The organism is Kribbella sp. (genome assembly GCF_035655035.1).
Lineage (GTDB): Bacteria > Actinomycetota > Actinomycetes > Propionibacteriales > Kribbellaceae > Kribbella.
The window spans coordinates 1-14,756 of sequence record NZ_DASRVN010000118.1; the positions used below are offsets into that span (position 1 = coordinate 1).

The following is a 14,756-nucleotide window of genomic DNA, read 5'->3' on the forward strand; positions in this document are numbered from 1 at the left end:
GTGCAGGTCGGCGCGGCGCGCGCAAAGCCCGATCGTGAGCGGGTCCAGGTCCGCCGGGAGCTCCTCCAGCTGATCGCGTACGGCGGACGACTCCAGCACCAATCTTGGTACTACGCCTACGCCACAACCCAACGCCACCAAGGCGAGCAAAGCCTCATGCCCGTCGGGTTCCGCCGCAATCGTTGGCCGTACCCCCATCCCCCGAAACCACCGAAACGCCCCCTCCCGAACCAACCCCCGAGCAGGCACCACAAACGGCCCCCCGATCCAGGCCGCGGACGGGCCGGGGGCACCGGCGGGCTGGCTGCCGAGCGGGCCCGTGGGTGGGGCGGCGGGAGAACCGGCGGGCGGGCTGCCGAGCGAGCCCGTGGGTGGGGTGGCGGGAGGACCAGCGGATGGGCCGGTGGGTGGGGTGCCGGGTGGGGTGTTGCGGGATTGGACGAGGACCAGGTCTGTTACGGCTACGGTGCGGGTGATGAGGGTTTGGGGGAGGCGGGGCGGGATGCCGGCTACGGCGGCGTCTACTTCGCCTTCGTCGAGGCGGGCCAGGGCGGTGGCGGCGTCGCCCGTACGGATGTCGAGGCGGATCTGCGGGTGCTGTTCGCGCAGCGGGCGGAGGAGGTTCGGCAGCAGGGTTTGGCAGGCGGTCACGGTTGCGAAGATCCGCAGTTCGCCGGTCAGATCGGCCGGCTCCTCCGACGCGGCCCGGTAGTCGGCCCACAACGCCAACGCCTTCTCGGCGTACGCCGTGAACCGCCGCCCCTCCGCCGTCAGCATCACGCCCCGCGGCCCCCGGTCCAGCAACCGCGCGCCGACCCGTACCTCCAGCCGCTGGATCGTCCGCGTCAGCGTCGCCGCGCTGACATGACACTCCAGGCTGGTCCGCCCGTAGTTCAACGACCGCCCGAGATGCAAGAACAACTCCAGCTCCCGCTGCTCCAACTGATGACCTCCTGTTCTCCCGTACCGAAGGACGGGTAGTGGTCGGGCTTTCGCCCGCCCTGCCGGGGTAGCTACGCCTGCCGAGGTGCCGGTCCGGCGACCACTACCCGTTCTTCGGTACGCGGATGAGTGTTCCACATCCTGCAACGACGCGGTGCGGAGGTTGCGCTTGCTGCAAGGCCGGGTGGGGCGGTGGACTGGGGCGCATGGAGAGTTCGGTGTTTCGGGTCGAGGCGATGGAGGTCCCGGGTGGGACCGAGGCGATCGTGCGGGGTGGGCGGGACCTGTTCCCGCTGCTGCCGGTTGCGTTGCACGGGGTGGAGCGCATCGGGGTGATCGGGTGGGGGCCGCAGGGGCGGGCGCAGGCGCTGAACCTGCGCGACTCGCTCGCCGGGACCGGAATCACCGTCGCGGTCGGGCTGCGACCGGGATCGCGGTCCGCGGAAGACGCTCGGCGAAACGGGTTCCGCGAGGACGACGGCACGCTGGGGGACTGGCTGGAGGTGGCGGCGGGTGCCGACCTGGTGATCCTGCTGATCGCCGACGCGGCGCTGGCGGCGCACCACGAGGAGATCTTCGCGGTGCTGAAACCCGGCGCGACCATTGGCCTGTCCCACGGTTTCCTGCTCGGTCACCTGCGCGAGCGGGGCAGCGGGTTCCCGGACGGGCACCCGGTGATCGCGGTCTGCCCGAAGGGGATGGGGGATTCGGTACGCCGCCTGTACCAGCAGGGCGCGACCGTCAACGGCGCCGGTATCAACGCGAGCATCGCCGTCCACGCGGATCCGGACGGTCACGGGTGGGACCGGGCGCTGGCGTGGTCGGTCGCGCTCGGGTCGCCGTACACGTTCGCGACAACGCTTTCCGACGAGTACCACTCGGACATCGTCGGTGAGCGGGCGATCCTGCTCGGCGCGGTCCACGGGCTGGTCGAGGCGCTGTACCGGTACTTCCGGATCGACGGCGCGGATCCGGTGACGGCGTACCGGCGGTCCACCGAGGCGATCACCGGTCCGATCGCGCGGACCATCTCGGACGAGGGCATCACCGCGGTACGGGCGAAGTGCGGCGACGTGGACCTGTTCGACCGGGCGTACTGCGCGGCGTACCGGCCGGCCCGGGACCTGGTCGCGGAGATCTACGACGAGGTTGCCGACGGCACCGAACTGCGCAGCGTGATCCTCGCCGAGCGCCGCCTCGCGGACCGCCCGATGACCGACATCGGCGGCAGCCCGATGTGGTCCCACAGCACCGAGGTCCACGCGAGCCGTGGTGCGGAGGAGTTGGCCGTGGATGCGGTGACGGCTGGGTTGTTCGTGGCGACGATGACTGCGCAGGTGGACGAGTTCGCCGCCCGTGGGCACGCGTGGTCGGAGATCGTCAACGAGTCGGTGATCGAGGCGGTCGACTCGCTGCTGCCGTACATGCACGCCCGCGACGTCGCGTACATGGTCGACAACTGCTCCCGCACGGCCCGCCTCGGCACCCGGCGCTGGGGCCCGCGCTTCCAGGCGGCGTACGAACAGATCGCCCTGCCACACCTGAGCCAGCCGGCCGACGACCAGCTGATCAAGGCTTTCCTGAACAACCCCGCCCACGAAGCCCTCGCCGCAGCCGCCAAGCTCCGCCCATCTGTGAACATCTCCGTTTAGCCTATGGGCCATGGCGCTCGAGATGACTCGTTCCCGGTTGGTACCGATGCGGCCGCGGGATCCGAATGAGCCTGGGCGGGTGGCGTCGTCGCTGGAGTTGTTCTTCGATCTGGTGTTCGTGGTCGCGGTGAGTGTCGCGGCCTCCCAGTTGCACCACGCGCTGTCCGAGAAGCACGTCGGCGACGGCCTGTTGTCGTTCGCGATCGTGTTCTTCGGGATCTGGTGGGCGTGGATGAACTTCACCTGGTTCGCCACGTCCTTCGCCACCGACGACTGGCTGTACCGGCTGCTGACCATCGTGCAGATGAGCGGCGTCCTGGTCCTTGCGGCCGGCATCGAACGGGTCTTCACCGACCACGACTTCCGGATCGTGGTCCTCGCGTACGTCGTGATGCGGATCGCGATGGTGGCGCAATGGCTGCGCGCCTCGCACTCGGCCGGATCCAGCCGGCGCGCGACGCTGTTCTACGCCGGCGGGATCGCGATCGTCCAGGTGCTCTGGCTGGTCATGCTGGTGCTGCCGGCGGCGGTGCAGCTGCCGGTTCTGGTGGTGCTGGTGGCGGCCGAGATCTCGGTACCGGTGGTCGCCGAGCGGCGCGGGATGACGCCGTGGCACCCGCACCACATCACCGAGCGGTACAGCCTCTTCACGCTGATCCTGCTCGGCGAGAGCCTGCTGGCGTCCGCGAACGCGATCATCGAGGCGCTGCACGACCACGAGTCGCTCGGCCCGCTGATCGCGCTGTCGGTGCTGACGCTGGTGGTGACCGCCTCGCTGTGGTGGATCTACTTCTGGCCGCCGCACCACACCGCGATCACGACGCTGCGGAGGTCGCTGCGGTACGGGTACGTGCACTACTTCGTGTTCGCCGCCGCCGGTGCGTTCTCGGCCGGGATCGAGGTGGAGATCGACAGCATCACGCACCACACCGAGCTGAGCGAGGTGGCCGCGTCCTACACGGTGACGATCCCGATCGCGATCTTCGTCCTCGGGATCTGGTGGATCGCGATCCGCGACAACGCCGACCGGGTGGTGAACGTCGTCGTACCGCTGGGCGCGGTGCTGGTGCTGCTGGATCCGCTGATCCCGGTCCCGTTCGCGCTGACCGCGGTATTCATGGCCCTGGTCGTAGCGACGCTGGTGATCAGGCCGCCGGTACGGCGTTAGCCGAGCTCGGCCAGCGCGGTCGCCACCCGTCCGTGCGCGGTCTCCAGGGCGGCGCGCGCCTCGGGGATCGGGGTGCCGGTCAGCAGGTGGACGAGGGCCGGCTTGAGTTCGCCGTCGGCCTCGGCCAGCGCGGCTTCGCAGGCGGCCTCGTCGGCGCCGGTGGCCTCGCCGAGGATCCGGACCATCCGGCCGCGGAGCTTCTTGTTGGTCGCGACCAGGTCGACCATCAGGTTCGACCAGGTCCGGCCGAGCTTGATCATCAGCGTGGTGGAAAACGCGTTCAGAATCATCTTCTGCGCGGTGCCGGCCTTCAGCCGGGTCGATCCGGCGATCACCTCGGGGCCGGTGTCCGCGGCGACCACGATGTCGGCCAGCGGGGCCAGCGGGGCGTCGGGGTTCGAGGTCACCAGGACGGTCGTCGCCCCGGCGGCACGGGCGGCCTTCAGCGCGCCGGCGACGTACGGCGTACTCCCGGAAGCAGCGAGGCCGACGACGAGGTCCTGGCCGGTGACGGCGGCCGCGTCGGAGGCACCGCCCTCCTCGGAGTCCTCGACGTTCTCGACCGCGCGGAGCAGCGCCTGCATGCCGCCGGCGTGATGGGCGACCACCAGGCCGTCGGGGACGTGGAACGTGGGCAGCAGTTCGGCCGCGTCCAGGACCGCCAGGCGTCCCGACGTACCGGCGCCGAAGTAGTGCACCCGGCCGCCGCCGCGGATCGCCTCGACCGCGGCGTCCACGGCCTTGGTCAGCTCCGGGATCACAGCGCCGACGGCCCCGGCTACCAGGGCGTCCTCGTTGTTGACCAGTTGGAGGATCTCGGACGTGCCCACCGCGTCGATGGCCAGCGTCCTCGGGTTGCGCTGCTCGGTCGGTGAGGTCACGGGATCGATGTTAGTTTTCTACTGAAGGTTTTTCAATTCGGTTGAATGTTGACAGGCTGCTACTCGGAGCCTTTCAACCGGTGCCCGCGGACCGACGTGGCGGTCTCCTCGAGCGCCTTCCGGGCGTCCGGCAGCACCTGCTGCGCGACCCCGATGAACAGGCAGTCGATCACCGTCAGTTGCGCGATCCGGCTCGACATCGCCCCCGAGCGGTACGTCGTCTCGCGCGCGGCCGTGGTGAGTACCAGGTCGGCCGTCTTCGCCAGCGGCGACCGTGGGAAGTTGGTCACCGCGACCGTGGTGGCACCGTGCTTGGCCGCCTCCTCGAGCGCCTCGACGACCTCGACCGTGGTACCGGTGTGCGAGATCCCGATCGCCACGTCGCCGTCGCCGAGCAGGGCCGCGCTCGGCAGCGCCACGTGGACGTCGTTCCAGGCGAACGCGACCCGGCGGATCCGGTGCAGCTTCTGCTGCAGGTCCATCGCGACGAACGCGCTCGCGCCGAAACCGTACAGATCGACCCGCGGCGCCTTCGCGACCGCGTCCACGACCTTCGCCAGCGCGTTCACGTCGACCTGCTGCGCGGTCTCCCGGACCGCGCGCTCGTCCGCGAACGACACCTTGCTGACCACGTCCGCCAGCGAGTCGCCGGGCTCGATGTCCCCGCCGACCTCGGGACGGACGCTCTCCTGCGCCGACTGGGCCGCCAGCTGCAGGCGGAGCTGCGGATAGCCGGGGACGCCGATCTGCTTGCAGAACCGGATGACCGTGGTCTCCGAGGTGGAGGCCACCTCGGCCAGTTCGGAGATCGTCATCGCCGCCACTCCGCCCGGGTCCGCGAGGACCGCGTTCGCCACCCGCTGCTCGGCCGGCGCCAGCGCGGGCATCACCGCGCGGACCCGGACCAGCAGCGGCCCCGTGGGTTCTGGAGAGGTTGTTGAATTCATGACAGCCACGGTACGGCGCCTATGCACGAGATGGGGTCACCGACGCGAAAGTCTCCAACCTGTTGCGGTAAATGATTCCGGCGCCCGTTCACCGTCGAGAAGTTGACCACTCTCGCTCGTGATCTTCACACCGTCGACGTACACCCCGCGGCCCTGGTACAGCGGGTCGCTGGTGTAGCGCCAGCGGATCGTCTGCGGGCCGGGGGCCAGGTCGGCGGTCACCTGGTGCCAGTGCCGGTCGCCCGATCCGCTGATCGAACCGTCGGTGCCGGTCACCGTGCCACGATCCCTGACCTCGAACGGGACCTTGGTCCAGGTGGTGCCGTCCGCGGATGTCTCCAGGTACAGCAGATCCGAGTCCTCGGTGTCCACGAACAGGTCGAACGCGAGCTTCGCGCCGCCCGCCGGTACGTCGACCTTCGTCGCGAGCGTGGACGTCGAGTTGTCCGTCGTACCGGAGAACCAGGCGTCCTTGCCGTGCCGCGGGCCGACGCCGAGGGCGAGCGCGAGGCCCTGGACGACCGCGCGCCGGGCCGGGTTGTTGCTGCCCCAGTTGCGGCTCGGGTGCACGCGATTGGTGAGCAGGATCGCGAACGAGCGCGAGTCGAAGTCGATCACGATCGACGTCCCGGTGTAGCCGGTGTGGCCGGCCGTGCGCGGGCCGGACAGGCCGCCCATGTACCACCGCTGGTCGAGCTCGAAGCCGAGGCCGTGGTCGTTGCCCGGGAACGCCTGGTTGAAGTTCGTGATCATCGCGGTGACTGAGGATTCTTTCAGGATTCGCGCGCCGCGGTAGCTGCCGCCGTTCAGGAACGTCTGCGCGAGTACTGCCATGTCGTCCGCGGTACTGAAAACGCCTGCGTGGCCCGCGACACCGCCGAGGGACCAGGCGTTCTCGTCGTGCACCTCGCCCCACACCATCCCGCGCGGCGGCGACGACTGGTACTCGGTGGCAGCGATCCGCGGCTTCTTCTTCGGGTCCGGGTTGTAGCCGGTGTCGCGCATCTGCAGCGGTTTCGTGATTCCGTCCGCGACCAGTTTGTCGAGCGTCTTGCCGGTCACCCGGTGCGCGAGCTCGCCGAGGGCGATCAGGTTCAGATCGCTGTAGAGGTACGTCGTACCGGGCTTGTTCTGCAGTTTCGCGGTCAGCGCCATGTGCAGGCGGGACGCCGGATCCGGCTGCGAGCTCCACAACGGCAGCCAGGACGGAAAGCCGCTGGTGTGCGTGAGTGCCTGCCGCACGGAAACGGTTTCCTTGCCGTTTTCCGCGAATTCCGGGATGTACGTCGCGATCGGGGCGTCGAGGTCGACCTTGCCCTTCTCGACCAGCTGCATGACCACGATCGACGTGAAGAGCTTGGACACCGACGCCATGTCGAAGATCGTGTCGGTGCGCATCGGGATCTGCTGGTCCGCGGGCAGCTCGGTGCCGGCGCCGTCGGCGTACTTCAGCGCCATGCCGGTGGCGGTCCGGGTGACGATCTTCCCGTCGTGGCCGAGCAGCGTGACGGCCCCGGCGTACAACGGTTTCGCCGTACCGCTCGGCTTCGTCCAGCCGGCGACCTGGGCCAGCGCGGCGTCGATCGGCGCCGGGTCCAGGCCGGCCTTCGCCGGGGTGTCGTCGCGCAGCAGCGTGGACTTCGGCGCGTACCCGTCGTACGGGTGGTCGAACCAGCCGGAGTGGTTGCCGCCAGCAACGGCAGGGGTAGCCATCGTGAGTATCACCGCAGAGATTGTCGTGATTGTGCCTATTTTCAGGGAAGCCCGCCGCTTCATCGGTGAGCTCCCTTGTAGAGCAGGTACTTCGCGCGCCGGGCCGTCCAGGCGTCCGTCTCGGACCTCCAGGCTGCCACGATCTCCTCGGCGGTCGCATCCGCCGAAAGCATGGTTCGGAACCGATCGGATCCGGTCAGCAGGTCGATCCACCGGCCGGGTGGGGTCTCCGCCCGCCAGGTGAACTCGGGGTAGAGCTTACGGGCCTCGACGATCATGTGCGTCGCCGCGGTGATCGCCTCGACCCGGTGCGGGTCGGTGATCTGTACCTGGAGTCCGCCGCACAGCACGTTTGCGTTCTTGCTGATCGTCGGCGTGAAGTACGCCTCGCGGAACGCGACGCCCGGGATCTCCTTGGTCTGCAGCGCCGCTGCCCAGCGGTAGTCGACGTACGGCGCGCCGATCAGCTCGAACGGACGGGTGGTGCCGCGGCCCTCGGACAGGTTGGTGGCCTCGAACAGGCATAGGCCCGGGTAGAGCAGGGCGGTGTCCGGGGTCGGCATGTTCGGGCTCGGCATCACCCAGGTGAGGTCGGTGTCGGCGTACAGCTGGTCGCGTTTCCAGTTGGACACCTCGATGACGGTGAGCTGCCGGAGACGCCCACCGTTCGGCTCCAGCGGCAGGTACTCGGCGTCGAACATCCGGGCCAGTTCGCCGACCGTCATGCCGTGCTGCTGGAGGATCTCCTTCTTTCCGACGCCGGACGTGTAGCCGGGCTTGAGCATCGGGCCGCGCGCGTACCCGCCGACCGGGTTCGGGCGGTCCAGGACGACGAACCGCGCACCCGTACGGACGGCGGCCAGCATCGCCTCGTACATCGTCCAGATGTAGGTGTAGAACCGGGCGCCGACGTCCTGGATGTCGAAGACGACGGTTTCCACGCCGGACTTCGCGTAGAGGGCGGCGAGCTTGTCCGCGTTCGCGCCGTACGCGTCGTAGACCATGATCCCGGTCCGCGGGTCGACGTGGTCGCCCTCCGAACCGCCGGCCTGCGCGCTGCCGCGGAAACCGTGTTCTGGACCGAACACCGCGACCACGTCGACCGCGCCGGAGGCGTGCATCGTGTCGACGATGTGCTGCAGGTCCGGCAGGATCCCGGTCGGGTTGCTGATCACGCCGACCTGCTGCCCGGCCAGCGCTTTCCAGCCGCTGTTCGCGAGGACCTCGGCGCCGGTCAGCACCTTCCGGTTCGAGACGGCCTGCGCGGCCGGTACGTCGATCAGCGGGGCGGCGGCCAGCGCGCCGGCCCCGGCAAGCAAACTACGTCGCTTCATGTCGGGTCTCCTCAGGAACGGAACGAGAGGTCGGCAATCATCGGCCGGTGGTCACTGGCGGCCTCGGCGAGCGGAACCTCGGCCGGTACCTCGGCCCGTCGCACGGTGAACCCGGCGCCGACGGTCACGAAGTCGATCCGCTTGTCGGCGGCCACCGCAGGGTAGGTGCTCGGCCCGCCGACGGTCCGCGCGGCCGCCGACCACGAGTCGGTCAACCGGGTCCACAACCCGCTGAGCTCCGGCGCTTTCGCCTCGGCATTGAAGTCACCCACGAGAATCTGCAGATCCGTCGATGGGTCCTGCGCAAGGATCCCGACAGTGTCGGCTACCTGCATCCGCCGGACCGTCGGGTCGCCGCGGTAGTCAAGATGCGTGCAGTACACATGGACCCGCCGCCCCCGCACGTCGACCTCCACCTCGAGGAACCCGGGCGCCGGTGCCGGCACCGGATTCGGGTCCTGCGTGGAAAGCCTCGTGATCGCGTGGTTCTGCACGCTCACCAACGGGAAGCGCGACAGCACCCCGACGCCGTACTGTCGCCGCGGCTGCCCCGCGGCCGGCGGATCGAAGTCGTAGATCGGCGCGAACGCCGGGTACATCCCGAGCCTCGCCGCAAGCTCCGCGATCGTGTCCAGCCAGTTGCTGCGCTTGTCCCAGTGGACGTCGACCTCCTGCAACCCGATGATGTCCGCGTCCAGCGCCTTCAACGCCTGCGCGGTCCGGTCCAGATCGAAGACGTTGTCCTCGCCGGCACCGGCATGAATGTTGTACGAGGCAACAGTCAGCCGGGTGTCCCGCGGATCGAAGGTCAGTCCGTGTCCGAAGGAAAACAGTGTTTCCGAAGTTTCCGGATGGGCGGGAATCGCGACCGGCAGCTTTCCGGCCGGCGCGATCTCGCCGTACAGAACCTTCGCAAGCGCCTCCATCGACACCACTGTGCTGCCGTACGTGACGAGCGCGGTCGGCGGCGCGTCGAAGTACGCGACGTCGTACGGGTCCCGGACCGGGACCACGACCACCGGACGCCCAGTCGCGAGCAGGCCGTTGACGAGCTTCTGCTGTTTGGCCAGCTTGTCGGTGACAGCGGTGTCCCATGCTTTGTTGGTCAGCACAACGGTCAGGTCGACGGTCTGGGCGGCGGCCAGCGCGTCGGTGATCTTGGCGTCGGTCGCCGTGGTACCGGTGTCCTTCACCACGGTCGCCGCGCCCCGGCGTTGCAGCGCCGTCGACAAGGTGGCAGGGCTGTACCCGGTGACGAGGATCTTGCGCGGCGCGGGGGAAAGCGGCAGCAGGTCGGCGTCGTTGCGCAGCAGCGTCGTACTGCGGTCCGCGATCCGCTGGGCCTCCGCGTAGTTGGCCGGCGTACCGACGATCTGCGCGATCCGGGACACGTCGACGTACGGGCGCTCGACCAGTCCGGTGTCGTACTTCAGTTGCAGAATACGTGTGACGCTCTCGTCGATCCGCGCCTCGCTGATCCGGCCGCCGCGGACGGCGTTCAGGACCGAGTTGTACGCGAGACCGGGATCGACCGGCATCAGCAGCTGGTCGACGCCCGCCTCGATCGCGCGCAACGGGATCTCCGCGTCGCCGTACTTGTCCCGGACGCCCTGCATGCCGAGCGAGTCGGTGATCACCACGCCGTCGAAGCGCAGCTGCTCGCGCAGGATCCCGGTCAGGATCGGCCGGCTCAGCGTCGCCGGATCGCCGGACGGGTCGAGCGCCGGGACCACGATGTGCGCGGTCATGATCGAGCGGATCCCGGTCCGGATCACGGCCTCGAACGGCGGCCGATCGATCCGGGTCCACTCCTCGAGGGTGTGATCGATGACCGGGATGCCGGTGTGGCTGTCGGTGGCGGTGTCGCCGTGACCGGGGAAGTGCTTCGCGGTCGAGACGATCCCGCCGTCGCGCTGGTAACCCTTGACCTGGGCGCTGACCAGTTGCGCGACCAGTGCCGGGTCGGAGGACACCGAGCGGACGCCGATCACCGGGTTCAGCGGGTTCACGTTGACGTCCGCGTCCGGCGCGAAGTCGGTGGTGATGCCGAGCGCCTTCAGCTCCCGGCCGGCGATCGCGCCCGCGGACCGCGCGAACGCGGGGGAGCGGGTCGCGCCGAGCGCCATCCCGCCGGGGAACTGGGTCGCCGGCGGCCCGACCCGGACCACCGAGCCGTACTCCTGGTCGGTGCCGATCTGCAGCGGTACGCCGGCGTTCGCCAGCGCGGCCGCCTGCAGGCCGTTGGACAGCCCCGCGATCTGCGCCGGGTCCCGGACCGAGTCGGTCCAGGTGAAGTAGATGACACCGCCGAGGTGGTACTTCGCCACCACCTCGGCCGGTGTCGCGACGCCGTACAGGCTGGTGTTGCGGGCGTCGGCGGTGGCGGCCGTCGGGCCGTACGCGTAGCAGACGAACAGCTGGCCGACCTTCTGTTCGAGGGTCATCCGGCGCAGCGTGTCCCGGACCCAGCGATCGGGGTGCGGGGGCGCGGCGGCAGCGGTCGCGGACCCAGTGCTTGCGGAGAGGGCGGAAACCGTCGTTCCGGCGACGGCGGCCGCCGCAAGTCCGAGGGTTTGGCGTCGGGTCAGTTCCATCGGTGTCACCAACTCAGTCCGGGCGGGCAGGGGCGAACGCCAAAGTAATTGAATTACTCATACTCCCCCGAGACGCGAAAGTTACCCACACGCGCACGGTGGGTCAAGAGTCAGTGACGTACCGCGCGCCGGGGCCGGGGGTCGGGAGCGCGACGGCGAGTACGGCGGCCTCGGTCGTCGGCACGTGCATCACTGTCAACCCGGCGGGCGTCGGGCGACGCAGGCCGCCGTTCGCCAGGCCCGGGCCGAGCGCTTTTCCGACGGCTTCCTTGGCGGTCCACAGCTGCAGGAACGCTCGCAACCGGTCCGGCTGCCGCTCCATCCACCGCAGCTCTTGTGGGGCGAACCAACGGTTGGCGATCCGGTCCGTCGCGCGCGGGCGGACCTCCTCGAGATCGATGCCGAGCGGGCCGTCGTACGACGCGGCGACGGCGACGAGCCGATGGCTGTAGCTGATGCTCACCGCGAGGCCGGGGATCCGCGGTCGACCGGTGTCGTCGTGGGTGAGTACCGGATCGTCGACCAGGGTGCTCGCGAGCTCGAGCAGGAGTGCGTGGGCGGTCCGGCGCGGCTCGGTGCCGGCCGCTGCGAGTCGGAGGTGCACCGGGCCAGCCACGGCTAGAAGATAACTTGTCGACAAATACCCCGGTGGAACTGGTCCTCTGCGGCGCTGTGCGACTGGACCTGTAGGACGTACCGGTTGCGCTCTAACGTCGAGCCATGACCGTCTGCGAGATCCCCACCGTCCGGCTCGTCGACACCCGGTTCGCGAAGTTGCTCGCGATGGTGTTCGGCTCGGGGCTGAGCATGTACCTGCTGACCTCCGTCGTACCGCTCTACCTCGCGGCCAACGGCGCCGGCGGGATCGGCGCCGGGCTGTCCACGGCCGCGATGATGTTCTCCGCGGTTGCCGTCGAGCTGCTCGTACCGCGGATGCTCGCGCGCTGGGGGTACCGGGTCGTGCTCGGGCTCGGGCTGGTCCTGCTCGGCGCGCCGGCGCTGGTGCTGCTCGCTACCGCGTCGCTGCCGATCGTCCTCGCGGTCTGCGTCGTTCGTGGCGCGGGACTCGCGATCCTGGTGGTTGGTGCGGTCGCGCTGGTCGCGGACCTGACGCCGTCGGCGCGCCGTGGTGAGGCGCTGGGGGTGTACGGCGTGGCGGTCGGAGTGCCGGCGGTGATCGGGCTGCCGCTTGGTGTGTATCTGACGCACGTGGTCGGGTTCGGTGCGCTGTTCGTGCTGGCTGCGGTGAGCTCGCTCGCTGGGCTCGTCGCGTTGACCGGTCTGCCCGCCAAGGTCGGCGCTGGTGAGCTCGGCGCCGGGGAGGTTGGTGCCGGGGAGCAGCAGGTTCGAGTGCTGGGCGGGGTGCGGGGGAGTGGGTTGTTGATGCCGTCGCTGGTGTTCGCGGCGGTCACGGTGGCGGCCGGGATCAGTGTCACGTTCCTCCCGCTGGCGGTTGCTGCGGGCAAGCAGTCGATGGTCGCGACGGCGCTTCTGCTGCAGGCGAGCGCGGCGCCGCTCGCGCGCTGGGTGGCCGGGCGGTACGCGGATCGGGTCGGGCCGGCGAAGCTCCTCGCTCCGGCGCTCGTGCTCGCGGCGGTCGGCGCGGGATCGCTGGTGTTCCTGCCCAGCCCGGTCGCGATCCTGCTCGGCGCCATCGCTTTCGGCATCGGGTTCGGCGCCGCGCAGAACCTGACGTTGACGCTGATGTACGACCGCGTGGACCGCGGACGCTACGGGCAGGTCAGCGCGCTCTGGAACCTCGCGTACGACGGCGGCTGGGGCCTCGGCGCTCTGACCTTCGGGGCAGTCGTCTCCGGCATCGGCTACCCGACGGCCTTCGCCCTGACCGCCGCCGTCGTCGCCCTAGCCGTCGTACCGGCGGTCAAAGCTTCCCGCTGGCCGGGGCGGTGAGGTGGGGGTCAGAGTTTGCGGAGTCTGACCCAGCGGACCGCGTGGTCGGGGCCTTTGCGGAGGACCAGGGTGGCGCGGGGGCGGGTGGGGAGGATGTTCTCGCGGAGGTTCGGGCCGTTGATGCCGTCCCAGAGCGACTCGGCCTTCTTGATCGCCTCGTCGCGGCTCAGCTCGCCGTACCGGACGAAGTACGACTCGGGGTTGCGGAACGCCGTTTCCCACAGTTTCAGAAAACGTGCGACGTACCAGGACCGGATGTCGTCGGCGGCCGCGTCGACGTACACCGAGAAGTCGAAGAAGTCGCTGACCGCCAGTCCGCTCTTGCCGTCCGCGTGCCGCGGCGCCGGCTGCAGGACGTTGAGGCCCTCGAGCAGCAGGATGTCGGGCTGCTCGACCGTGGTCCGGACGCCGGACATCCGGTCGTAGTGCAGGTGCGAGTAGACCGGCGCCTCGACCGTGTCCATCCCGGACTTCACCTCGACCACGAAGCGCAGCAGCGCCTTGCGGTCGTACGACTCCGGGAAGCCCTTGCGCTGCATCAGGTTGCGGCGTTCGAGTTCGGCGTTCGGCCAGAGGAAGCCGTCGGTGGTGACCAGCGCGACCCGCGGGTGCTCGGGCCAGCGGGCCAGCAGTTCGCGGAGCAGCCGGGCGGTGGTGGACTTGCCGACAGCAACGGATCCGCCGATGCCGATCACGAACGGGGTGCGGGTGGCGACCGGTTTGCCGAGGAAACTCTCGGTGTCGGAGTGCAGCGCGCGAGCGTGCCGGACGTACAGCGACAGGATCCGGGACAGCGGCAGGTACACCTCCCGGACCTCGTCCATGTCGATCTCGTCGCCGAGACCACGGAGCCGCTCCACCTCGTCCGCCGTCAGCGGGGAGATCGTTGTCTCGGCCAACTGGGCCCAGGTGTCCCGGTCGAGCTCGGTATAGGGAGTCACCTCCCGCGACGGCTGCAGCATGTGGCCCATTGTTCCCATCGGCGCGCGATGCACCCACATCGGGCGGGCGTGGCCTTGGTCTCAGCTCCGGCACAGGTGTCTCAGCTACGGTACGGTCTCGAAACTTTCGGTCACCGTTCCGTGACCGGCTGATATGTAAGCATCAGCGCCGATGAGTGCTGACCTGGCCTGGCTGGCCACCCAGCGGCTGCCCGACGTGACCGTGCATGCCTCCGGTGTCCTGGCGCAGACGATCCGGGCCGAGGTGCGGCAGACCCGGCGGTTCCGGACCGAGGTCCGGGTAGCGATCTGCACGATGAGCCGGCTCCGCGAGACCGCCCTGTGGCAGGAGGTCGAGGCGGCGCTGCCCGAGCACGGCCTCGGCGTCGAGGGATTCGTGGTGGTGCGACGAGGCAACGATCTGGTGGTCGCGGCCGAGGGCGGGCATGGGCTGCTGTACGGCTACTTCTACCTGCTGCGGTACTTCGAGTGGATGAGCGGCGACTTCACCGTCGTCGAACGGCCCGCGGTGCCGATCCGGATGCTGGACCACTGGGACGAGCCGTCCGGCGCGGTCCGCCGCGGCTACTCGGGTGGATCGATCTTCTTCCGCGACGGCGCGGTCGTACCGGACCTCGGCCGGGTCCGGGCGTACGCACGGCTGCTCGCCTCG

11 protein-coding genes and 1 pseudogene are annotated in these 14,756 nt (G+C 69.6%); 4 read left to right on the forward strand and 8 right to left on the reverse strand.

Annotation, left to right across the window (positions count from 1 at the left end):
* On the reverse strand, positions 1-942 hold a 942-nt coding region (locus VFF46_RS06750), incomplete at its 3' end, for a LysR substrate-binding domain-containing protein (protein WP_325036153.1).
* A gap of 206 nt (positions 943-1,148) precedes the next feature.
* On the opposite strand from VFF46_RS06750, the gene VFF46_RS06755 reads away from it, so the two are divergent.
* Both VFF46_RS06755 and VFF46_RS06760 read left to right on the forward strand, forming a co-directional pair.
* A complete protein-coding gene (locus tag VFF46_RS06755; RefSeq protein ID WP_325036154.1) occupies positions 1,149-2,594 on the forward strand; it encodes a ketol-acid reductoisomerase in 1,446 nt (481 codons plus the stop codon).
* A gap of 10 nt (positions 2,595-2,604) precedes the next feature.
* Positions 2,605-3,762, forward strand: a complete 1,158-nt coding sequence (locus VFF46_RS06760) for a low temperature requirement protein A (RefSeq protein ID WP_325036155.1) — start codon at positions 2,605-2,607, stop codon at positions 3,760-3,762.
* On the opposite strand, the gene murQ is transcribed toward VFF46_RS06760, so the two are convergent.
* The 6 genes from murQ to VFF46_RS06790 all read right to left on the reverse strand — a co-directional run bounded on the left by murQ (position 3,759) and on the right by VFF46_RS06790 (position 11,847).
* Positions 3,759-4,643 carry an N-acetylmuramic acid 6-phosphate etherase gene (gene murQ / locus VFF46_RS06765; RefSeq protein WP_325036156.1) on the reverse strand — a complete coding sequence of 295 codons (885 nt, stop codon included), beginning with the start codon at positions 4,641-4,643 and terminating at the stop codon, positions 3,759-3,761. The genes VFF46_RS06760 and murQ overlap by 4 nt on opposite strands.
* 59 nt (positions 4,644-4,702) lie before the next feature.
* The gene (locus tag VFF46_RS06770; RefSeq protein WP_325036157.1) at positions 4,703-5,590 is read right to left on the reverse strand and encodes a MurR/RpiR family transcriptional regulator; all 888 of its coding nucleotides are present in this window, start codon (positions 5,588-5,590) and stop codon (positions 4,703-4,705) included.
* A gap of 36 nt (positions 5,591-5,626) precedes the next feature.
* Positions 5,627-7,303, reverse strand: a complete 1,677-nt coding sequence (locus VFF46_RS06775) for a serine hydrolase domain-containing protein (RefSeq protein ID WP_325036158.1) — start codon at positions 7,301-7,303, stop codon at positions 5,627-5,629.
* A 59-nt stretch (positions 7,304-7,362) separates the two neighbouring features.
* A complete protein-coding gene (locus VFF46_RS06780; protein ID WP_325036159.1) occupies positions 7,363-8,637 on the reverse strand; it encodes a DUF1343 domain-containing protein in 1,275 nt (424 codons plus the stop codon).
* 11 nt (positions 8,638-8,648) lie between these two features.
* The gene (locus tag VFF46_RS06785) at positions 8,649-11,231 is read right to left on the reverse strand and encodes a glycoside hydrolase family 3 N-terminal domain-containing protein (protein ID WP_325036160.1); all 2,583 of its coding nucleotides are present in this window, start codon (positions 11,229-11,231) and stop codon (positions 8,649-8,651) included.
* Positions 11,232-11,334: 103 nt separating this feature from the next.
* On the reverse strand, positions 11,335-11,847 hold the full coding sequence (locus tag VFF46_RS06790) for a 4'-phosphopantetheinyl transferase family protein (RefSeq protein ID WP_325036161.1): 513 nt from the start codon (positions 11,845-11,847) through the stop codon (positions 11,335-11,337).
* Positions 11,848-11,951: 104 nt separating this feature from the next.
* Here VFF46_RS06790 and VFF46_RS06795 point away from each other — a divergent pair, with 104 nt between their 5' ends.
* Complete coding sequence (locus tag VFF46_RS06795; RefSeq protein WP_325036162.1) at positions 11,952-13,142, forward strand: MFS transporter; 1,191 nt, start codon at positions 11,952-11,954, stop codon at positions 13,140-13,142.
* A gap of 8 nt (positions 13,143-13,150) precedes the next feature.
* Here the strand turns inward: VFF46_RS06795 and coaA are convergent, their stop codons facing one another.
* The gene (gene coaA / locus VFF46_RS06800) at positions 13,151-14,104 is read right to left on the reverse strand and encodes a type I pantothenate kinase (protein ID WP_325036163.1); all 954 of its coding nucleotides are present in this window, start codon (positions 14,102-14,104) and stop codon (positions 13,151-13,153) included.
* 151 nt (positions 14,105-14,255) lie between these two features.
* Here coaA and VFF46_RS06805 point away from each other — a divergent pair.
* Positions 14,256-14,756: pseudogene (locus VFF46_RS06805) on the forward strand (hypothetical protein); the annotation flags it as partial.